The organism is Endozoicomonas sp. ALE010 (assembly GCF_049310165.1).
GTDB lineage: Bacteria > Pseudomonadota > Gammaproteobacteria > Pseudomonadales > Endozoicomonadaceae > Endozoicomonas.
Window position 1 is genome coordinate 55,410 of the sequence record NZ_JBLYNV010000017.1, and the last position, 22,728, is coordinate 78,137.

The following is a 22,728-nucleotide window of genomic DNA, read 5'->3' on the forward strand; positions in this document are numbered from 1 at the left end:
TATATCGACCTCCAGGAGGCTCATCGTTGAATGGATAGTGGTAAATCACCATATCGACACCGGATATTACCAGTGCGGCAGACCTTGTCTCCCCTTGCAACCAACGCAACAAATCTCTAAAATTCCCGCTCTTTGTATGCTCCGGCCAATCTGTCCGGCGTATATTTCATTCTCAGTAGAGCTTTTTTGGTCAAGAGTCGATCAAGAGGGTTGCCATTGTGAATGTAGTAACCGGTGAGCGCCTGCGCTCACACTCTCCTTGCCTTACTGCTTTATAGAATCTTTTCGACGGCTGTCGGAGATAAAAATTGCAGGAGGCTATTTAACCCGTAAGGAGCAAATAATGCGTCATTACGAAATCGTTTTCCTGGTCCACCCTGACCAGAGCGAGCAAGTACCTGCCATGGTTGAGCGCTATACTCGCGCTATCACCGAAAATGGTGGCAAGGTACACCGTCTTGAAGACTGGGGCCGTCGTCAGCTGGCTTACCCAATCAACAAGATCCACAAGGCTCACTACGTTCTGATGAACATTGAGTGTGGTAACGAAACTCTGGATGAGCTGACGGAAAACTTCCGCTACAACGACGCGGTTATCCGTAACATGGTCATTCGTCGTGATGAAGCCATCACTGAAGCTTCTATCATGCTGCAGTCTGAAGAAAAGCGTGATCGTCGCGACGATCGTCGTGAAGACCGCCGTGAAGAACGTGCCTCTGAAGAAGCCGTTGAAGACGAAGTAGAAGAGTCTGAAGAGTAAGACCTGACGCTCAGTCGCTCACGACTGCTAAGGTTCCTGCTTTAACCTGCTCTTTACCATACAAGCATAAATCCAAGGAGGCGTTGCCATGGCACGTTTTTTCCGTCGCAGAAAGTTCTGCCGTTTTACCGCTGAAGGCGTGAAAGAGATCGATTACAAAGATCTGAACACCCTGAAAGCTTATGTTTCTGAAACCGGTAAGATCGTTCCTAGCCGTATCACCGGTACCAAGGCTCGTTACCAGCGTCAGCTGGCAACAGCGATCAAGCGCGCTCGTTACGTGGCCCTGCTGCCATACACCGATCGTCACTGATTTATTCACAGGGTATAGCTGATGCGTGGACTGGCGGAACTGGTAATGCGTGGCCCGAAACAGGCAATGATCCTGGCCACTGTGTTTGCCTGTATTCCCATGCTGTTCTGGGTGAGTGCAGCCATTATTTCACTGGTAGTACTACGTCGTGGTACCAGTGAAGGGCTGAAAATACTCACGTGGGCTGTGCTGCCGGGTATTGCCTGGGCAGCCATGGGACAGTTCTCCACGATCATCGGTTTGACAACCATCGTGGCTTTGGCCCTGGTATTACGCCAAACGGTTTCCTGGCAAAAAACACTACTGGCGCTGCTGCCAGCCGGAGCTTTCATCGCTCTGGTCATGGCGCAGCTGGCTCCACAGCAAATCGCCCTGATCAGCGAACTGGTCATGACACTGGTTCGTGACTACGTTCAGCAGGCAGGGCAGAGTACGGACGACTTAGTAGCGGGCATTGGGCCGTTGGTAGAATACGGGGTTATCGGTGTGATCACCTGGTTTAACCTGGTGATCTGCATCCTTGGGTTGGTGCTGGCCAGATCCTGGCAGGCACAGCTTTTTAACCCGGGTGGATTCCGTGAAGAGTTTCACCAGATCCGCCTGCCGTTCCCGGTAGCCATGGGGCTTCTGGCATTTACCCTGGTGGGAGCAACCGTTGTTCCTTACATGCTGGTGCTGGTTCCTGCAGCAACGCTGCCATTGCTGGTGGCGGGGCTTGCCATGATCCACGGGCTGGTGAGGATGCGACAACTGGGAAGCTTCTGGCTGGTAGGGTTTTACATCCTGTTGATTTTTGTCACGCAACTGGCGTACCCGGTCATTGTTTTAACTGCATGTCTGGACAGTCTTTTTGATTTTCGCGCCCGCGCGAATAACCGACTGCATCAGGGATGACAGGTACTAGATAGAGGCTAGCGAAATGGAAGTAATCCTGCTCGAAAAAATTGCCAAGCTTGGTAAGCTGGGCGACAAGGTCACCGTTAAAAACGGTTATGGCCGTAACTTTCTGATTCCTTTTGGCAAGGCCCTGCCTGCCACTGAAGCGAATCTGGCGACTTTCGAAGCCCGTCGTGCCGAGCTTGAGAGCGCGGCTAACGAACAACTGAGCGGTGCTCAGAAGCGCGCTGCAGAAATGGCTGAAATCGAACTGACCCTGACCGCCAAAGCAGGCGACGAAGGCAAACTGTTCGGTTCTATCGGTCCTCGTGACCTGGCGGAAGCCATCACTTCTGCCGGTGTTGCGGTTGCCAAGAGCGAAATCCGTCTGCCAGAAGGCCCAATCCGTGCCGTTGGTGAGTACGACGTTGGTATCCAGCTGCATTCTGATGTTGCTGCAACTATCAAGGTGTTTATCGAAGCTGAATAATCAGTTCGGTTAACAGATAGATTAAAAACCGGAACTCTAACGGGGCTCCGGTTTTTTTTAACCCGGCTTATGGCAATTCATCGGTTTTTTTCCCTTTCTACAAAGAGAAGGGCTGTCCTGAGATTAACCATCGAGCGTTGCAATAAGTTGCTCAAAAAATTCTGGACAGTGAGTCCTTATCTCTTTCACGTCAAGTGCTGCTAATGTTAACGGATGGATGGGGTTTTTATTAACCCATTTAAACAGCAGGTCATGCTCAAAATAGACGGTCTGTGGCCCACCCTGGTTCTGCTTTTTGTCGATTGCTGCCGGCCATGAAATTAAATTTCCGCCAATGGGGCAACGATAGGCTGATGACTCGTTATCTCCCGACTCACTCAGAAGGTCTTTTGCCAACGTCAATTGCCCGGACCACTCAACAAGTTCTTTAACCCTTTGTGGTGATGGGGATTCTCCGGCTGCCAGAAGGAAACTGATGAGATTCCAGCCAGGATCACAGGATACAGGAATGTGATCAAATTCTCTCCTGGGCAAGCCGATTTTGCAGGCAATCGGAAAGATCCATCCAATTCCATCGTCTGTGTCGGGGATCTGGCTGAATGCTGAAATATAAGCCATTCCCTGCTGGATGTTGCTAACGGTCTGCTCAGGCAGACAACTCAGGAACTCATCGGTTTGTTGTTGCGGGAAATAGGCCAGCGCTTCCTTGTCATTCAGCCATTGCAGCGCCTGATAAAGATGACCCGTTTCAAGACCCCGTTCGGTTTCAGTCAGTTTCTTAGACAGGCGATAAGCCAGAAGCTGTGGTTTGTCTCCGGTACACGTTTGTAATGCCTTTAGCTCATCAAATCCAAGCCCTGTACACATACCAATTCTATGCACGTTATGGCTCAGCAGTAGATTACCCAGGAAATCCATGGTTAAGGGTATTGAGCCTGGTTTTCGGGGGATTTCATCTTGCTGGCCAAGTACTAACGGCGGTAATGGTGTGCCGGTGATGGATTGTAACTGCGGAAACGTACTCATATTGCACACGCTGTTCACCAATGATGCCGAACAAGTCTGATTCAAAGCGTACAGGAGATTTTCGGGAGTGAGCCTTCCCAACGTATTGGCTGCATAGAAAATGTCATAAATCATTTTTTGTAAAACTTTTGCATGCTCCCCGGAAACAATCAACTTTCTTTTATGGTTGGGTAGACCCAGCATTTTTGCCAGAGGTTCTGCCTCAAAATCCGGATTCTGAATCAGCATGTCGGCCAGTTCTAACAATTGTGATCGCGTAAATACCGGGCTTGCCTGTTCAGAATCACCAGCGGTCATGTTACTCAATAACCGGTTGGCTACTCTGAACTCCATCACCTCCGGTTTATTAAGAATGCGGACAACGTCAGTAATGGATAAACCGCCTTTGCTATTTCCACGGTTTTTCTGGTAAATCAGTTCCAGAAAAATCACTCTTTTAAGAGTATCAGGAAAAAACTTGATTTTTTTCTGCATCGTCATCAACAGGGGGTGTTTAAGTAGTTCGGAATAACCACAGACCTGTGCCAGATATTCCGGGAGGATTTGCATTTGATTACAAAAAACGGAAACCAAATCCCGTATACTTAACAACCGATCAGGCTCGCCGTTATTTTCTGATAACCTCCTTTTGGATTGGTATTGTGGAAGCTGATGATAATCCAGGCCCAGTTTGGGACAAACTTTCGTCTCGACTGACCAGCAACTGCCACTTTCACAAATAACCGCACACAAATTGGCGAAGGTCAGCAGTTGCTGTTCGTCTGCCCGCCATAACAGCTCTGCGACATAGACATTCCATTCTCCGACCAGTAGTGGCAATAATGCTTCCCGGTCAGCGTCAGGCAGATCTAATCTGGCGGCAAGAGAATAACGTTGTGCTTTATCCAAGTGCTTATTAACGATCAGGTAAGCATCTCTGGGTGAAATCCTGTCGTACCACGACCGATTGTCATTGTTATAGCAATCAGGCTCCGCCAGGGAGAGAGATCCGCAGTCAAAAAAGCTTTTTGCTCTGGTGACAATTTCCTGTTTTTTATTGAAAACGTATTGATGCGGGAAAATGAATCGACATAAGGCGTATGTGTTATTTCTATATTCTTCACACAGTGCCATATCCATAAGTTCGCTGACCCCCTGAACCAACCTTTCTGGTAGCAAAAGGTTTGATGTTTCAGCGCAGGTGAGTAATTCGCACAACTTGCTCTCGGGGTTGCTCAATGCAAGGTTTGTATCGATGCTTTTTATCATGTCATAGGGAACCTCCAGTACTAACCCGAGCCCTTGCCACTGTTGTGCGTCTATACCAGCATCTTTCAGACATTTCAGGGCATTTTTGACGGCGTCTGTCATCGGTACCCGGCTACCGTCTGTGGGTGTTTGTGAAATATTTCTTGATGTAACTGACGATGTGGTGGCGTGTGGATGCAGAGCTGAAGTACCTTGCGGTATCTGTGGGACTGTTATCTCAGAGAGCAGCCTGACAGGGCATTCTTGATGGGATGGTATGGTACTGTCTGATTCAGGCGAACGGGCCTCTCGGGGTGTCAGGATTGGAGCATGTGAACGAGTTGGAAAATTATTCATGGGAACATTGCTTTCCGTTGGCCTGATTTTTTGTTGGACTCGTTAATTGAATAAAAATTCCAGATAATCCCTTTGTTAAATAGATAGCCATTGATTTTTATGCTGTTTCCAGTTCGAGGCTGAACGCTGTGCCGTTTTATTGTACTGGTGAATGAAAATCGTTATTCCTTCTGAAGGTCGGAATCAGGTATCCTGACATGCCACTACTCTTTTCCGCAGCACGTTAATATGCTGGATGTCAGTCCTCGCGAACTGTCGCTTCCCCTTGATGAAGCGACAGTTGCCATTAAAACACCTCCCCACTCCATTGAAGCGGAGCAGTCCGTTCTGGGTGGTCTGATGCTGGATAACCAGGCCAGGGGCCGGGTGGCTGATAAGCTGACGTCGGATGGTTTCGGATCGCGGTTCATCCCTGCGGGCGCAGGGAACACGGTTGGCCTCTGCATTAGGCGTTGATAAATCCCGGTTCATCCCTGCGGGCGCAAGGAACACTGGGTTAATCGCAACCTGATGAGTTCGTCTGACGGTTCATCCTTGCGGGCGCAGGGAACACCTTCATATTCAGAACTGTGAAATCTAATTTCTCGGTTCATCCCTGCAGGCGCAGGGAACACGTGGCGTCAGATTTTGAGAGTCGTCATCTTTCTCGGTTCATCCCTGCAGGCGCAGGGAACACGCCAGGGGTGGGTACCTCACCAAGGAGACGGTCGGTTCATCCCTGCAGGCGCAGGGAACACTCCGCGCCCCTGGCCTGCTGCCAGGCTTTTTTCGGTTCATCCCTGCAGGCGCAGGGAACACCCGGCTGTCTTTTACCAGCCGAGTGCTTTTGTCGGTTCATCCCTGCAGGCGCAGGGAACACTCGTATTATTCTTTTCCTGATGCTTTTTGGGCCGGTTCATCCCTGCAGGCGCAGGGAACACCGGCATTCGTCGGGGGCAGCTGGTGGTGAGGCCGGTTCATCCCTGCAGGCGCAGGGAACACACCCGTGCCGTCAATCTGTTGCAGCGTGAGGGCGGTTCATCCCTGCAGGCGCAGGGAACACTGATCGTTTGGCCCGGTTAAAGTCCTTCACCACGGTTCATCCCTGCAGGCGCAGGGAACACAAGGAAGCATTGACCCGAAAGCCCTCAACCATCGGTTCATCCCTGCAGGCGCAGGGAACACCTGGATACAGAACACCTGTCTACTCTTCCCATCGGTTCATCCCTGCAGGCGCAGGGAACACGGCGGCGCGGATGTTGAGGGCCCGTTGGGTTTCGGTTCATCCCTGCAGGCGCAGGGAACACACCCATACCGATTTACGTCCACAGTTGGGACACGGTTCATCCCTGCAGGCGCAGGGAACACTTCGGATGACGTTCGGGAAAGAGAAGGACTTGCGGTTCATCCCTGCAGGCGCAGGGAACACATTCAGTTCAAGCCAAGGCCGCTACAGACTCACGGTTCATCCCTGCAGGCGCAGGGAACACGCCGAACTTAATCAGATCAGCGATAACCTTTTGCGGTTCATCCCTGCAGGCGCAGGGAACACGCATTGTTATCCCTATGCTGCTAAAAAATCTCGCGGTTCATCCCTGCAGGCGCAGGGAACACACCGAAGAGCAGGACTACTTCTTTGATGTCACCGGTTCATCCCTGCAGGCGCAGGGAACACGCTGATCTACATCAGAGGGGAGTCGTGTATCTGCGGTTCATCCCTGCAGGCGCAGGGAACACGACGACGATGCGGTAATGGAGCGTATTGTTCACGGTTCATCCCTGCAGGCGCAGGGAACACTGTCACGCTGGCCTTTCAAGTTAACCTGACTGCGGTTCATCCCTGCAGGCGCAGGGAACACTTGATGGTGCTGAACCGCTCCGCCACTTCCGGCGGTTCATCCCTGCAGGCGCAGGGAACACTGCATATTTGAATTGCCATTCTACAAGCTTTCCGGTTCATCCCTGCAGGCGCAGGGAACACACACAGCGGTATCGAGCGGTACCATCGGATTTCGGTTCATCCCTGCAGGCGCAGGGAACACCGATTCAGCGGGATAACTGCCAGCGCCCTGAACGGTTCATCCCTGCAGGCGCAGGGAACACCTGCATTATTTATCCCGGGCTTTTTTGCTTTTCGGTTCATCCCTGCAGGCGCAGGGAACACCGGTACTCATCGTCATCCATGCCCAGCTGGCTCGGTTCATCCCTGCAGGCGCAGGGAACACCGCAAGGCCGTAGCGTCGCTCAGCTCTGGCAACGGTTCATCCCTGCAGGCGCAGGGAACACATATCGCCACGCAGCAGGGCACCGGCATTGAACGGTTCATCCCTGCAGGCGCAGGGAACACACTCTGGAATTCATAGACGCCTGTGACTATTCCGGTTCATCCCTGCAGGCGCAGGGAACACAACCGGTTAGCCAGGTAGCTGGCGGTAAAGCTCGGTTCATCCCTGCAGGCGCAGGGAACACGGCGGTGTTACCGTCCGGCAGTTTCGGGATGCCGGTTCATCCCTGCAGGCGCAGGGAACACGACTGCGCCGTCTATTTTGTTTTCGGCGGTCGCGGTTCATCCCTGCAGGCGCAGGGAACACCCGGCCAGATTCAGGCAGGCCCTTCTCAGGTCCGGTTCATCCCTGCAGGCGCAGGGAACACTTGTCGCCGGGGAAGTCTACAAACGGGTTAACCGGTTCATCCCTGCAGGCGCAGGGAACACAAAACCGAGGGCGCTTTCTGCTCCGAGCAGGGCGGTTCATCCCTGCAGGCGCAGGGAACACGCGGGTTCTGAAGGCCATGGGTTACGACCTCCCGGTTCATCCCTGCAGGCGCAGGGAACACTGGAATTTCCCGGCGCAAAGTGGCAGATAAAACGGTTCATCCCTGCAGGCGCAGGGAACACATTCACTGATGCGACTCGGCGCGATCTGGGCGCGGTTCATCCCTGCAGGCGCAGGGAACACTTTGTCCAACTCTGGCGTGTTTTCGTAGTATTCGGTTCATCCCTGCAGGCGCAGGGAACACATTTGAACGAGAGCTATCAGCTGTTTGCCTGACGGTTCATCCCTGCAGGCGCAGGGAACACTTCGACTCATGGGGCACCACCCACCCAGACCGCGGTTCATCCCTGCAGGCGCAGGGAACACCACTTCCGGATTTTTGTGGGCTGGTGTTATGACGGTTCATCCCTGCAGGCGCAGGGAACACTGCAGCACCCCCGATCTTGAGCGAGCGATACACGGTTCATCCCTGCAGGCGCAGGGAACACCGGATCAGGGCGTCCAGTTGCTCCTTGATGGCCGGTTCATCCCTGCAGGCGCAGGGAACACGGTTATGAACTCAATGAAATCGGTAAACAATCCGGTTCATCCCTGCAGGCGCAGGGAACACGTGGTTTTGTCTACATCTACAGTAGTCTCCTGCGGTTCATCCCTGCAGGCGCAGGGAACACGCATAGATATCCAGCCGGAAATCCTCAGTAACCGGTTCATCCCTGCAGGCGCAGGGAACACTGGCTCTTCCTTGACATGGCGACGCCAGCTGTCGGTTCATCCCTGCAGGCGCAGGGAACACCAACTGGGCATCCATTAACCGTTCAGCCTTGGCGGTTCATCCCTGCAGGCGCAGGGAACACACGCCCGGAGTATTGCAGATATACGCTCATTGCGGTTCATCCCTGCAGGCGCAGGGAACACTTGGTATGCGTCATTCTCTACACAGCTTCACTCGGTTCATCCCTGCAGGCGCAGGGAACACATCATCTGGTCATTGAGTTCCGCTACCTGATACGGTTCATCCCTGCAGGCGCAGGGAACACCGAAAACACACTCATAAAATCAAACCTTCCAGCGGTTCATCCCTGCAGGCGCAGGGAACACAGACCAGCCAGGTTGGAGCAGCCTATAGAGACCGGTTCATCCCTGCAGGCGCAGGGAACACGTATCAATGGAAGAGGCGAAAAAAATATTTCCCGGTTCATCCCTGCAGGCGCAGGGAACACTACCGTTGTAAACGCCATCGACGGCCTTCGCGCGGTTCATCCCTGCAGGCGCAGGGAACACAATGAAAAACTCAATAAAAACAATGACATTAGCGGTTCATCCCTGCAGGCGCAGGGAACACAAAAAGGCAGGAGTCAGGAACGCCACCACAAACGGTTCATCCCTGCAGGCGCAGGGAACACACCACAATCAGCATCAATTCCCTTTCTGTAAACGGTTCATCCCTGCAGGCGCAGGGAACACGCCAGTGCAACCACCAGTACCGGAGCGATGAACGGTTCATCCCTGCAGGCGCAGGGAACACAAAAAGAAGGGATTCAGGAGAGCAACGATAAACGGTTCATCCCTGCAGGCGCAGGGAACACAAACACCGACTACAGAAAGCAGATAATTATTTCGGTTCATCCCTGCAGGCGCAGGGAACACAGATCGGCCACCGTTTTATAACTGTGAATCGGCGGTTCATCCCTGCAGGCGCAGGGAACACTTTTCTCGCCTTTTTCTCCGCCTTCCCGCTGCCCGGTTCATCCCTGCAGGCGCAGGGAACACGAGCTGTTGCAGGCCATGAAGAGTGGCGAAACCGGTTCATCCCTGCAGGCGCAGGGAACACGCCTTGACCGGCAATCCCGATGCCACACAAAACGGTTCATCCCTGCAGGCGCAGGGAACACCACAGATGAATACGCCTTAATTCCTCTAATACCGGTTCATCCCTGCAGGCGCAGGGAACACGTATTCCACGGCCTGATTTTTTGATCTGCTCTCGGTTCATCCCTGCAGGCGCAGGGAACACGGTGATGTTCTGGATAAGAACAACGTGCTCGACGGTTCATCCCTGCAGGCGCAGGGAACACCCACGGCAATGACACAATATTGCCCTGCCTGTCGGTTCATCCCTGCAGGCGCAGGGAACACCTTGGTAACCGCTTGAAGGTGTTTTAAACGATCGGTTCATCCCTGCAGGCGCAGGGAACACTGCTGCCACATCTCCCGCCAGTCAAACGTGGGCGGTTCATCCCTGCAGGCGCAGGGAACACCCCCGGTTAGTTTTTCATGCTGCTTTCTCAAACGGTTCATCCCTGCAGGCGCAGGGAACACCGGTGATAGTCACACCAGCAGCGTAAAGCATTCGGTTCATCCCTGCAGGCGCAGGGAACACCCAATACCCAGAACCTGTCTCAACTCCCTGCCCGGTTCATCCCTGCAGGCGCAGGGAACACAGCAGCCACAAACGACGCTGTTCTTCCGTGGCCGGTTCATCCCTGCAGGCGCAGGGAACACCATTGTTTTTTGTTCATTAGCTGCCTGCTCCGCGGTTCATCCCTGCAGGCGCAGGGAACACCCGGAAGCGGAGTTTTTAGCGTGGCAGAAACACGGTTCATCCCTGCAGGCGCAGGGAACACACCGACAAACTCAATATTGATTTTGACGGTGCCGGTTCATCCCTGCAGGCGCAGGGAACACACCGACAAACTCAATATTGATTTTGACGGTGCCGGTTCATCCCTGCAGGCGCAGGGAACACGAATTGACGCTATGCCGTTCTCCATATCAATCCGGTTCATCCCTGCAGGCGCAGGGAACACGAGCCGGTACTATTACTCACTGTGTAAGTCACCGGTTCATCCCTGCAGGCGCAGGGAACACTACCTTTTCAGAGTTGAAGGTATGCTCCAGTGCGGTTCATCCCTGCAGGCGCAGGGAACACGTGGCGGCCAAGACTGATCTGACGGCTGCCGACGGTTCATCCCTGCAGGCGCAGGGAACACTTTCACATAGGTTTTCACAGCCTCACGGCAAGCGGTTCATCCCTGCAGGCGCAGGGAACACACAACTGTCCCGGAACCACTACTGTTTGAGAACGGTTCATCCCTGCAGGCGCAGGGAACACCCGACTTGTCCAGCCGGTCATATTCAAACTGGCGGTTCATCCCAGCAGGCGCAGGGAACACGGCCTGAATATCGCCCCGCACATCGTTATGGACGGTTCATCCCTGCAGGCGCAGGGAACACACTATTGCGGTACTCTTGGGTACACCTCGGTACGGTTCATCCCTGCAGGCGCAGGGAACACGCTGTTGCTGTTGTATTCAATCCGGGCGCCGTCGGTTCATCCCTGCAGGCGCAGGGAACACAGGAACAGCTCATCGGTATCCATCAGGGAGGCCGGTTCATCCCTGCAGGCGCAGGGAACACCCTCATCCCCCTGATCTCAAACTAGAGTTCTCCGGTTCATCCCTGCAGGCGCAGGGAACACTGATTGTTGCCTTTGAAAGCGTCGTATATGCGCGGTTCATCCCTGCAGGCGCAGGGAACACTGTTTTACTGCCTGTTTATCCTTCCTTGCATCCGGTTCATCCCTGCAGGCGCAGGGAACACTGGGCTCCAGTGTTCCGCTCTGCAAGCAATATCGGTTCATCCCTGCAGGCGCAGGGAACACTTTCATAAACAGCTATTTCATTCTCACCTACGCGGTTCATCCCTGCAGGCGCAGGGAACACATTATTCGCGTCGGCGCTTTTTGCCGCCGTATCGGTTCATCCCTGCAGGCGCAGGGAACACAGCTATTTAGATCACTAACAAACACAGAGATACGGTTCATCCCTGCAGGCGCAGGGAACACCAGTTTTTCGGAGAGCTGTTTACGCTCATTATCGGTTCATCCCTGCAGGCGCAGGGAACACGTGGTAACTGGCTGAGGTCAATCACCGTAAAACGGTTCATCCCTGCAGGCGCAGGGAACACAATCTACTGATCGATTCCAGATCGTACACCGACGGTTCATCCCTGCAGGCGCAGGGAACACCTATAACTAGGCCACCGAGTAGCTGTTGTAGGCGGTTCATCCCTGCAGGCGCAGGGAACACGTCCACCCGGTCATCCGGTTAAAAACATCCGCCGGTTCATCCCTGCAGGCGCAGGGAACACGATGGCATTGACTCCTGTGCGGCCTGATCGTGCGGTTCATCCCTGCAGGCGCAGGGAACACAACAGCAGAAGAAAAATTAAAATGGTTTGAAACGGTTCATCCCTGCAGGCGCAGGGAACACAACAGGGGTATTCCTGCCTGAATTTGTCCAGGCGGTTCATCCCTGCAGGCGCAGGGAACACTCTAAAAAAATACACCACTAAATCAAAAGGTTGCAAGACCTAAAATTTCCACCAGCAAATTCATCCAAAATTCGCTGTAAATATTCCATTGTTAAAGAACAGATTGATTATTCTTCCGATTGAAAAAGAACCAGCCTTAAACCATCTTCTTCGATTGGTATTCTCCTGTTTGTGCCGTAGGTTTGAAAATCAAATCCGGATTCTGTGTTGGTTGCCCAGGCCATAGCCACGTTGCCTTCCTCAGCAAGCGCATTTATCTGTTCCCAAATCATTTCCCTGATTCTTATGGACACATCTCCAACGTACACACCGGCGCGAATCTCCAGCAGCCAGACCGCCAATCTCCCCCTTAATCTTGGTGGTACATTTTCAGTCACCACAACCAACATACTCATTTCAGCTGCTCCTGTGACCTGTATCACCTATCGAAACAGGCTCAGGAATCGCCGGTGGTTGTGCATCTTCCGGTGGCGGAGGTGGCGTAATTTCTCCCGCTGCCAGAATCTCTTCAATGGTAGGAATGATTTTTTTCAGCAGCCGTGTTTTACGAAAACTGTCACGACAGGCAATACGTACATCCCTGTCCGGACTATGGGTACCTTTGGCAGCAATCTGAAACGCCACCGGCACCACTGTTTCGAATTTGAACAGATCAGCAATGTCATACACAAACGCTTTGGGCTTACCGGAATGAATAAAACCGATAGCAGGCGCATATCCTGCCGCCAACACCGCTGCCTCAGTAACACCGTAGAGACAGGCTGTGGCGGCACTTAAACATTGGTTGATGCTGTCTCCTGACTCCCAGTCCTTTGGGTCATAACTTCGCCCCTTCCATTGCACACCATATTGTTTTGCCATCAGCTGATACGTTTTTCTGACCCTGGCACCCTCAAGGCCTCGCAACTGATCAACTGAGCGACGGGAAGGGGCTGGCTCACCAAAACGAAATTCGAACATCTTGCGCACGACTTTCAGTCTCAGTTCTTCATCCAGAGCCAGTTTTGCCTGATAAAGCAATTTATCTGACCTTGCACCACCCGGCTGACCGGCAGAGTAAAGCCGAACACCGGATTCTCCAGTCCAAATCAATAGCGTCCCGGTCATTGCCGCCAGTTTGACGGCAGCATGGGATACCCGTGTACCCGGTTCGAGCATAATACAGACGACAGATCCCACAGGAATATGCTTTCTGTCACCTTTGACTTCATCAACCACAACGAAGGCCCCATCACGAACATCAATACGACCTTTGCTGACAAACACCATGGACACCCGGTCTTTGATCGGGATGGGTTTTAGTGGGATAAACGACATCCAACCTCCTTGTCATTGTTATATTTCAGGCTTAACCAGTAGCCAGACTTAACAGCCCCATGCCAAAGGATTTGGCTGGCCCTATACCTTCAGCTACAACTATCTGGAATGCAGCCGGATCATTCACCAGCAATACCCCCTCAAACAACACCGGCTGCACCTTGCCACTGCGTTTCTCCCTTGCCTTACGGAAGTAAAGTGGATTTTCTTGCACTATATTCACTGCCTGTAAACGGGCTCCTGCTTGCCTGAGTTTACTGTCCAGCCATTGCTGCTGCTCTTCTTCCCTGATTAAAGGTACTCTAACAGAACGGATATGCGTTCTACCGTTACGAGTTACCGTACCTTTACGCTCATCCTTAATCGCCTTGACCGGATTACACCGTAGTCGGAATCGCAGTTGCTGACCTTCCTGAAATTGATAATTAATAGCTTTGGCTGCCAGGCAACGAACGTGCTCACCACTTCCAGTCGGTTTTAGGTGTGACTGCATTAATACCTGAGCACCAAACGCACGACTCAGGCTTTCTACACGAAACAGAAAGGAGCGGTTATCATCCGGTCGATCAGGAAATAATTGCCATAAAGCCCGGTGCAATTCGTAAGCATTGTTACTCTTTGCAGGAGCAATATGCACTTTAGCCAGATACATCACATCCCTCCTCTGTTGTCAGCACCTGCACATGGACTCTCCTGTTAGCAAACTGCCTTGGTTGTTCAGGGATGGGTATATCCCTGAGCTGCAGTTGGTGGTTGCCTGATGCTTCTTCGTTGTAGACCGTACCTGCTACAGGTTTAATTTTTATCAGTGCGGCCAGCGCATCTTCGGCTTCAATCATATCTTCAAACAAGGGGCGAACCAGCGGACAGCTGCGTCGGCCCAGTACCGGAGTAAAAACAGGTTTGCATATAGCCTGCTGTAATTGATGCAGAGAGATACTGGCTTCTGCCAAATTCCAGATGGCAATAGTGTATTTGGCATCTTGCCAGTACTCGCGCCAGGTCTGAATGGTCTCATGGCTTTTCAGGCCCTGATAATCCACCCGTGCATCCTTCACGGTGTGGTAGTCCGTCATTTTTATCGGCCCGTGTTTGCCCTGATCAACACGTACTGCAAAGCCGACACTTGTCGCCAGTTGACGTTGCCTTTCACAGTCCGCACGGTCAATACCAAGACAGGCTCCCAGAAGCCCCAACAAGGCACTGCGCCCCGGAAAAGCCTCCGACGGTCGTAACCCTTCAAAGCTGTGTTTACCCCAGCTTTGCAAGGGACCTTCCAGTTTCAGAATCAAATGCTGTCGCATTATCAACCCTCACCATTGTTTTGAACCCACTGTTTCAGTGCAGGTAAGGACTCAACAGCATTAATACCTTGAGGTAGTTCAACATCCTCAAGCACCCATTCGGCACAGCATTCATCCAGACCAAACCCTACTGACAGTTTTTGCCAATGGTCATGGAGTTCCTTTATTGAGGGACGGCGAAAGCCATTGCCGGTTTCCTTCACAGGGCTTTCAAAAGCATTGGCCAGGGACAGAGGCTGGTCAGAAAAACTAACCAGTGCCAGATCAGCCAGGTTATGGGCAGCAAAACTTTGTTGTTTGGCAGAAGGCACTTCGGTGGCAAGCATATGTAATACATGTGCAGCGATTTCCAGCGCCTGTTCACGGGGAGCATCACCCAGATTTTTTTGTAACTGCTGAAGGTTCAGGCTGGCATAACGGTAAAAAACGCCAGAAGAAAATTCCTGAGTATCCAGATGGCCCGATCCCATTTCCTGCAAATCATCCACAGCAGTGAACCAGTCGATATCGGCATCAACAGCGTGGGTGGTGATGGAATGGGCCACTGCAAGGGCACCATCAACATTGGTCATTAAACCCGATGTTGCCATTCGCCCCGACAACGCAATATCTGTTGCACGTCCACAAGCTTTTACCATTATTTCAGTGCGCTCTTTTAGCTCTCGTTTTACTATTTTTGCCAAGATAATATCTTTAACTTGATCATCAGATAATCTCGGTTTCTTTGCCGTTGCCTTTCGTTTACCCTCTTTCTCTATGGCTTTTACCAGTGACGCATGATCCTTTTCATTTAAATCAGACTCATAGATTTCCTGAACAAGCTCACAAAATGTTTTAAACTCTGAGATAGACCAAGGGGCTACTGCTGTTTTCTTTTGTGTTATTTCCTCGTCCGATTCCATATCATCATCTGAGTCATCTATCACTTTACTGGAAAAAAGCTCTACACTCTTAGCAATCCATTTTTCATCAATTTTAGGGGCCAACTGAGTTAATTTTTTCGCCAATAACTCCAGTTGCCTGGTACGAATTGATACTTCAGGAAAATGCTCCTGATAATACTCACTGGTGCGCATTGCACGCTTAAGACTCTGGCTAGAAACGCGCACACGGCGTTTACCACCGAAAATAGCCGACTTCTGCATATTCATGTCATCCCGGTTAAGGCAGGATGGGCTGTGAGAAATCAGGATATGAAAGTTTATAAAATTCTTATTCATAAGACTGCCCTTTTAAATGTTGTGAAAAAAATGGTTCAGTGCGACTCTTTCTGATGCAGAAAGAAATTTTCCAGCAATTTTTGCTTTTGTTCCGGCTTATCCCAGCGCAATAGCAGCCAGGCTGTTTGAGAAAAGTCGACTATTGGGTTCACTTGTTGCAATAAACGCCGCAACTGAATCAGATCATTCGGTTCCTGTGAGCGAATCACCATGAACAGGCGTTTTTCCCTGACACCAGCCTCAGCCAGAGCTTTACCCAATGAATCGCCACCGTCCCGATGCTTCAGGTGTGGCAAACAGTAAACCAATCTCCGGATATTCTTGTGACTGCCATAACCTCGTGTTAAACGATAAAAGGCGGGGATTTCAATAAGGTCATCGGGTGCTGCAACCCTGCGCAACTCGGCTTTGAAGCCAGTACCCAAATCATCATAGCGATTCCACAGCCGGATGAAATCCTGAGACTTTTCATTATAAGATTGCATTTAATTCTCCTCTGTAACCACAGGCTGAAGGTCAGCGAGCGATTTATTCAGGCTGCGCCGAGCCAATGCCAGTGCTTTGAGCATTTTGGGTTCCTGCCGGTAGGGTTGTGTGAGCTGATCAAAAAGTGCCTGTATGGTTTGCTTTAGTTGAAAGCGCAGGCGATCCATAGCAGGTAGTGGCTCACTGAAATCGATATCAGCAAATATGTCCCGAATCCACTGTTCGGTTTGCTGGAAATAGAGGTCATCCCCAGACTGACAGAGATTGACTCCAGCACCTTTGATTTCTCTGTTTTTATCCTTGATACCTTCTGCAAAGAGATAGAGAGCCCTGCGCAGAGCCGTTTTATACCCCAGACCTGTCTCTATAATGTGATGGATCACCTCCCCATGTTCAGCCCAGCCATCCGCCAGACTAAAAAATTCATGGCGACGCTCCAGCACAGTTGCCTGCTTGTTTCTATAACCGCCGATAATAAATTGTAAATACTTCTGCCTGATCAAATTGTCATCCCTGATCTGTATCAGCACAGGCGCAGGGTTTTGTCCTTCTTTTTTGGATTCCATGGCCACAACCAGACGGCTAAGTTGAGTCCAGCCAGGTGCTGTGGTGGTAAAAGAAGGAAACTTTTCTTCTTTTTTTCCTTTGGCAATCTTGAAGGAGCGGGCTGACAGTGGGTGAGGCCAGACACCTTCTACCGTGTATTTGAACTTGGCTTTATTAAAACCCTTATACAATGGCGCAGTGACATTACAGACGCTACAGCAACCAGTATCTTCAGCAGGCAAGAGTTCAAAATGTGCTGGTTGCCACAGTAAACCACGGTTAAGGCCGATATTTGTTGCACAAATTTTCTCACCTGCTTTCACGGTATCTACATAGTTTGGAGCTTGTTGTGCAGTATCTTTGTACCACGGCATGACAGAGTTATTCAGACGGTCCTGATGCAGCACATTCAGCCACACTGTTATGCGCAGATCAGGCCCTGTAATCAGTTGCGTAATCGGTGTACTACCGCGCAAACTTCCCTTGAACCCTCCACCCATACTGGGGCAATTATTGGCCATATTAAACAAGGCTATTGCCGTACAACTGCCACAGAGCCCTTCCGCTAATCCTTGAGGATTAATAAAGGTTTTATTGGTACCGTCTGCCACACCTGCCAGCAGCTTATCCATCGGGGTCGGTTCGCTCGCCTTAACTCCGCGAATTTGCATAAAGGGTGTATCCGGGTGATTCAGGTCAAACCAAGCCTTTTTATCCTCCACGCCAGTCAGAAATATATCGGTAGGCAAAGGCTTTTTGAGCCGGGCCAGTAACTCCTTTCGATTAAATGGTGTGAAGCAAACCTGAGTTATGGCTACCAATAATTGCAGACAAGCCAGCTCCAGGTCATCACGGGGTAGACAAAGATCGCCTTTTTTCTCCCCACATAAAAGTTGCTGGTACGTGATTCGCAGCCGGGCTCCTTCGTACTGGACGGGAATCCACGGTTCAGTAAGTAATGAGAATGGTTTCAATTTTTCTTGTCCCTCCAGATTGACAACCAGTGCAATAATCAAGGCTCAACATTCACAACACTTTGTTACAATTTCATGTTTTTGTGCGCTGGAAACCAGTTTCCGGAAAATAGGTGTACTCTGTCTCTCCCCATTGCCCCCGGTAGCCCTGCTCCACGAAAGCCATTTCCAGCCAGATCAAACCGTCATCATCTATATCAGGCAGTTGCCCTTCACTTTTTTTCTTATTCCAGCTGGCGGGTATTCCGAGACTATTCAGGCTGATTTTTTCAAAGCGGTCACTTTTATTCAACTCATCAATCACCGAACCATCCAGCAAGCAACGTTCACCTTCGGAATTACAAGTGACCGGAACAAGTGTCAGGTTCATTTCACCGTCACGGGTTACCGCAGAAATATGATTGTCAGTATCTGCCAGCATATTCATACCGGATTTAATTAGTGTTTGTGCCCCCATACGCTGGCTTTGCTGATGCTCAGCAAAATCCTGATGGGACTTCATAACCCAATCAGGTTCACTCCCCCAGTCGTCTTTTTCATAAACCGGTTCAATCCACTCCCGGTATGCGCGAGGAAATTCAACAATATTTCCGGACTTAAGCAATAACTGCTGAGTCCGCCACAGTATACGGCTATCACCGTATATCAATGCATGCAGCTGATAGTCTTCAGATTCCGGTGGAACCAACACAGTACAAAGGGGGTGACCAAATCCCTCGGGGCGCTTGTGCTTGCTTTGATGACGATGTAGCCGCCCCCAACGTTGGAATAACAGGTCAATTGGGCATAATTGAGTGATCATCCAGTCCATATCTGCATCAATAGAGCACTCAAACACTTGAGTACTTACCAATATATGCCCTTTCTGTCGTTTACCTTCGGGACCAAACAGCTCAAGAACTTTGTCTTCTTTCTTTTGACGGTCAGCAAACACAAAGCGGGAGTGAAACAAAATCAGCTGCTCTTCATCCAGTCGCCCTGCCGCTTTTTCTCGCAACTGGTATAAAGACTGCTGAGCTACATCAACAAGGTTGCAGATAAAACAGACCTGGGCACCCTGCTCTGCGGCAGTAATCATTCGTTCCAACAAGCCATCATCAGGCAACAACTCTGACACTGTTTGCATTTCAATATTGACATGCTTTGTGGCGGGTCGCTGCTGGGTGTCAAGTGAGAAGTGTTGCTGCTTCTGCCCATAGCAGGTTATCAGCGGGTAAGGTGCATCAACAGGGTATTCAAAACGGCCAGGTACTTTTTTCCCAGCCCAGGCCTCCATTAACTGCTGCTTCTGATAATCCGGCAAAGTTGCAGATAACAAAATTGCCGATCCTCCCGAAGCTCGTTGCTGTTTTAATACTTCCTCCAAAAGGCCGTACATATAAGCATCATAGGCATGCACCTCATCAATGATGAGAACGCTGCGCCCAATACCAAAGCCGCGAACAAATTTGTGTCGCACCGGCAACACTGAAACCAACACCTGATCAACTGTACAAATGCCGATCTGCCCTAAAAAAACTCTTTTTTTACTTTCAGCCAGCCATTGAGCACATTGCACTCTGGCCTCCTCTTCCCCCTGTGCAGGGTGTGAGTTGAATGCTTGTTTAAGATTGATAAAATCCTCTTGAAATCCTGCCCGGCCATGAGCCAGCACCGCATTGATTTGCCCTTCAAAAATAACAGGTGCAGCTTTTTCTATACGACCCAACATAGCATTGGCTGTCGCCTGAGTTGGTAGAGCGAACACAATACTATCTGCAAGGTTCTGTTGAATTAATTGCCAGGCATGAGCCAGAGCGGCTTCTGTTTTTCCAGAACCAGTCGAGGCCTCTATTAACGTCAGACTTTCAGTTAGCGGTAACTGCCCCACCAGGCACTGAACTTGCCGTGGCTGATATCCCGCCTCAAGAAGGTTCTGAATAGCAGGATTGTCACGACTTTGATAACCGGTAATACCTGCACGATGAAGCAATTGTCTGGCAATCGGCAAACGAGATTTAAACCAGTCTTGTAGATCATCTATTGGCTGGCTTTCAAATTCAAAATCACCCTCACCACTGGATGAACCCAACCAGTCAGAAACTGAACAAAAACCAGCCAGCAAGGTCCCGTCAGCCAGAAATGGTGGATCACCTTCCAGTGTCAGCCCGGCAGGTTTTAAAAACAGAAACTCCAGAGCTTTCAACCACTCCAGGCGAGCCTGTTTCAATAATGCCAGTCCCTGGGCGCTGACCGACCCGGGTAAAAAAGTAAAGCTGTGGTTATCTTTGTCGGAGTTATCTGCCATGGTTCCATGATGCCCCGCTACCGGCCCGAGCCAACTCAACCACGCATCCCAGCTTTCATTATCGTCATCATCAAAAAAATAACTGTCTTCATCTTCACCTGCAAAACCAGCATGTAAGTCTTGATATAACCAATAAACACCGGCTGGCCCGTGATAATAATCATTGATGTCTTTTTGAGAAAAACGAGGCTGAAAGCAACTTGCCTCAGGATTAACCTGCTGCCAGGCAAGTTTTGCTTTTAATTGAAAACGGAGATCAAATTTGCCCAGATCGTGCAAAGCAATAAAAAAAAGCAACCAAGCCTGAGTCTGCTCATCTGGCAGACCACTTTGATCACAAAACTGACGGCGGAGGGACGCAGATGTCTGCCACCAAACCTTAGCAACCGCAGCGACATCCAGACAGTGATAGGCCAGCAAATGATAACCAGCATTATCATTTTCCGATTGATTACCTGCTTTGCCCCAATAGTTGTAAAAAGACACGCCTGCTTCCATTCTATGACAAGAGTTTCACATTATATGGAGTGTGTATTTGAAAAACATGCTTCACATCAACGTTTGACAGGCTTTCATTGAACTGGAAAAAGCAGCAAAAGCGCAAACCTCTGCTACTGCTGGATGGTGCCAGGTGGGTAAGTCTTATCTTATCGAGGAGTGTTTTGGCAAAGATCACTTCCGTCGGGTTCTTAAGCTGGGATTTCAGACAGGCTGGGAATTAGTACGTAAGTAAATTTTAAGAACAGGATCATAAAAGATAATGTCGCTGTATTTTTACCTCCTGAATTCGTATCATCATTTAATCTTTTTTCTCAGATCGTCACTATGCTGGATGTACGTCCCCGTGAGCTGGAGCTTCCCATCGACGAAGCCACGGTTGCCATTAAAACACCCCCTCACTCCATCGAAGCGGAGCAGTCCGTGCTCGGCGGGCTGATGCTGGATAACCAGGCCCTGGACCGGGTGGTGGATAAGCTGACGTCGGATGACTTTTATAATCCGGGGCACCGGCGTATCTATGCATCCATCAGTACACTGAGCAATGAGAGCAAGCCTTTTGACCCTCTGACGGTTGCCGAGATCCTGGAAAACCGGGGTGAGCTGGATGAAGTGGGCGGGCTGGTTTACCTGGCGGAGCTGGCGGGCAGTGTGCCCAGTGTGGCGAATATTCGCGCCTACGCGGAGATTATCTTTGAGCGTTCGGTACTGCGTAAGTTGATCAATACCGGCCAGAAGATTGCGGACAGTGCCTATAATCCCGAAGGGAAAGACAGTCAGGCGATTCTCGATGAAGCCGAACGGCTGGTGTTCAATATTGCCGAAGAGCGCCCGAACACCGGTGGCCCGATGGGGGTGCGGGAGATTCTTGAAAACACCGTCAAGAAAATTGATGAGATGTTTAATGCCGGTAACGCCATTACCGGTACCACCACCGGCTTTAAGGATCTGGATGAGATGACCTCTGGTCTCCAGCCTTCTGATATGGTGATTGTGGCTGCCCGTCCCTCCATGGGTAAGACCACGTTTGCCATGAACCTGGTGGAAAACGCCCTGCTGAACAGTGAGAAGGGCGTCATGGTATTCAGCCTGGAGATGCCAAGTGAGCAGCTGATGATGCGTATGCTCTCTTCTCTGGGCAGGATCAACCAGTCCAAGGTAAGAAGTGGACAGCTGGAAGAAGAAGACTGGCCAAAACTGTTGTCAGCGGTTGAGCGCATTAAAGACAAGAAGTTGTTTATTGATGATACGGCGGGGATCAGCCCCTCGGAAATGCGCTCACGGGTTCGCCGGGTGGTGCGGGAACACGGTGACCTGGGCCTGATCATGATTGACTACCTGCAGTTGATGCAGATTCCCGGTTTTGGTGAGGGGCGAACCAACGAGATTTCGGAAATCTCCCGATCGTTGAAAGCCATTGCCAAGGAGTTCAATGTTCCTGTTATTGCCCTGTCGCAGTTGAACCGTTCTCTTGAGCAGCGACCCAATAAGCGCCCGGTCAACTCCGACCTGCGTGAATCCGGCGCCATCGAGCAGGACGCCGACGTGATCATGTTTATCTACCGGGACGAGGTGTATAACCCGGATACCGAGTACAAAGGGGTTGCTGAAATCATTATCGGTAAGCAGCGTAATGGTCCCATCGGTACTTGCCGACTGGCGTTTATTGGCCAGTTCACCCGCTTTGAGAACCTGGCACCGGATGCTTACCGGTTTGAGGAAGACTGATGTTTTAACCACAAAGGCACAAAGAGCACGAAGGAAGAAAACAGTCTCCCTGGTGTGCTGTGTGATAACCCTGAGGAATTGTCCCGGAATAATGTGCACATTGCTGAGCTTCAAAACTGCGTTCGTCCTGAGCCTGTCGAAGGGCGTGAACTCCGGCCTCATGCATTGTGCCAATCACCCTTCGATGCTTCGACAAGCTCAGCACTCAGGATGAACGGAGATCGAGTTTAAAAT

The 22,728-nt window shown here is 50.9% G+C and carries 14 protein-coding genes, 1 pseudogene and 1 CRISPR repeat array; of the genes and pseudogenes, 6 read left to right on the forward strand and 9 right to left on the reverse strand.

Annotation, left to right across the window (positions count from 1 at the left end; genetic code table 11):
- Positions 1-343 precede the first annotated feature (343 nt).
- The 4 genes from rpsF to rplI all read left to right on the forward strand — a co-directional run bounded on the left by rpsF (position 344) and on the right by rplI (position 2,439).
- On the forward strand, positions 344-760 hold the full coding sequence (gene rpsF, locus ACO6UY_RS09640; protein ID WP_101745436.1) for a 30S ribosomal protein S6: 417 nt from the start codon (positions 344-346) through the stop codon (positions 758-760).
- Positions 761-848: 88 nt separating this feature from the next.
- On the forward strand, positions 849-1,073 hold the full coding sequence (rpsR, locus tag ACO6UY_RS09645) for a 30S ribosomal protein S18 (protein WP_020584246.1): 225 nt from the start codon (positions 849-851) through the stop codon (positions 1,071-1,073).
- 21 nt (positions 1,074-1,094) lie between these two features.
- Complete coding sequence (locus ACO6UY_RS09650; RefSeq protein WP_422449893.1) at positions 1,095-1,967, forward strand: hypothetical protein; 873 nt, start codon at positions 1,095-1,097, stop codon at positions 1,965-1,967.
- A 25-nt stretch (positions 1,968-1,992) separates the two neighbouring features.
- The gene (rplI, locus tag ACO6UY_RS09655) at positions 1,993-2,439 is read left to right on the forward strand and encodes a 50S ribosomal protein L9 (protein WP_422449894.1); all 447 of its coding nucleotides are present in this window, start codon (positions 1,993-1,995) and stop codon (positions 2,437-2,439) included.
- 123 nt (positions 2,440-2,562) lie between these two features.
- Here the strand turns inward: rplI and ACO6UY_RS09660 are convergent, their stop codons facing one another.
- Positions 2,563-4,815: a hypothetical protein gene (locus ACO6UY_RS09660; protein ID WP_422449895.1), complete on the reverse strand. Its 2,253-nt coding sequence runs from the start codon at positions 4,813-4,815 to the stop codon at positions 2,563-2,565.
- A 462-nt stretch (positions 4,816-5,277) separates the two neighbouring features.
- Here ACO6UY_RS09660 and ACO6UY_RS09665 point away from each other — a divergent pair.
- Positions 5,278-5,445: pseudogene (locus tag ACO6UY_RS09665) on the forward strand (DnaB-like helicase N-terminal domain-containing protein); the annotation flags it as partial.
- A gap of 6 nt (positions 5,446-5,451) precedes the next feature.
- Positions 5,452-12,134: direct repeats of the CRISPR family, unit length 29 nt; unit sequence CGGTTCATCCCTGCAGGCGCAGGGAACAC.
- Positions 12,135-12,241: 107 nt separating this feature from the next.
- Here the strand turns inward: ACO6UY_RS09665 and cas2e are convergent.
- The 8 genes from cas2e to cas3 are packed head-to-tail and all read right to left on the reverse strand — an operon-like array spanning position 12,242 to position 20,754.
- The gene (cas2e, locus tag ACO6UY_RS09670; protein WP_257293982.1) at positions 12,242-12,529 is read right to left on the reverse strand and encodes a type I-E CRISPR-associated endoribonuclease Cas2e; all 288 of its coding nucleotides are present in this window, start codon (positions 12,527-12,529) and stop codon (positions 12,242-12,244) included.
- 1 nt (position 12,530) lies between these two features.
- Positions 12,531-13,451: a type I-E CRISPR-associated endonuclease Cas1e gene (cas1e, locus tag ACO6UY_RS09675; RefSeq protein WP_422489743.1), complete on the reverse strand. Its 921-nt coding sequence runs from the start codon at positions 13,449-13,451 to the stop codon at positions 12,531-12,533.
- A gap of 31 nt (positions 13,452-13,482) precedes the next feature.
- The gene (cas6e, locus tag ACO6UY_RS09680; RefSeq protein WP_422449897.1) at positions 13,483-14,103 is read right to left on the reverse strand and encodes a type I-E CRISPR-associated protein Cas6/Cse3/CasE; all 621 of its coding nucleotides are present in this window, start codon (positions 14,101-14,103) and stop codon (positions 13,483-13,485) included.
- The gene (gene cas5e / locus ACO6UY_RS09685) at positions 14,090-14,755 is read right to left on the reverse strand and encodes a type I-E CRISPR-associated protein Cas5/CasD (RefSeq protein ID WP_422449898.1); all 666 of its coding nucleotides are present in this window, start codon (positions 14,753-14,755) and stop codon (positions 14,090-14,092) included. The genes cas6e and cas5e overlap by 14 nt, the downstream gene beginning before the upstream one ends.
- A 2-nt stretch (positions 14,756-14,757) precedes the next feature.
- A complete protein-coding gene (cas7e, locus tag ACO6UY_RS09690; RefSeq protein ID WP_422449899.1) occupies positions 14,758-15,975 on the reverse strand; it encodes a type I-E CRISPR-associated protein Cas7/Cse4/CasC in 1,218 nt (405 codons plus the stop codon).
- Between the two features lie 35 nt (positions 15,976-16,010).
- Complete coding sequence (gene casB, locus ACO6UY_RS09695) at positions 16,011-16,460, reverse strand: type I-E CRISPR-associated protein Cse2/CasB (RefSeq protein ID WP_422449900.1); 450 nt, start codon at positions 16,458-16,460, stop codon at positions 16,011-16,013.
- Complete coding sequence (gene casA, locus ACO6UY_RS09700) at positions 16,461-18,023, reverse strand: type I-E CRISPR-associated protein Cse1/CasA (protein WP_422449901.1); 1,563 nt, start codon at positions 18,021-18,023, stop codon at positions 16,461-16,463.
- 31 nt (positions 18,024-18,054) lie between these two features.
- Complete coding sequence (gene cas3, locus ACO6UY_RS09705) at positions 18,055-20,754, reverse strand: CRISPR-associated helicase/endonuclease Cas3 (RefSeq protein WP_422449902.1); 2,700 nt, start codon at positions 20,752-20,754, stop codon at positions 18,055-18,057.
- A 339-nt stretch (positions 20,755-21,093) separates the two neighbouring features.
- Here cas3 and dnaB point away from each other — a divergent pair, with 339 nt between their 5' ends.
- Positions 21,094-22,494 carry a replicative DNA helicase gene (gene dnaB, locus ACO6UY_RS09710; protein WP_422449903.1) on the forward strand — a complete coding sequence of 467 codons (1,401 nt, stop codon included), beginning with the start codon at positions 21,094-21,096 and terminating at the stop codon, positions 22,492-22,494.
- The last annotated feature ends 234 nt before the right edge of the window (positions 22,495-22,728 follow it).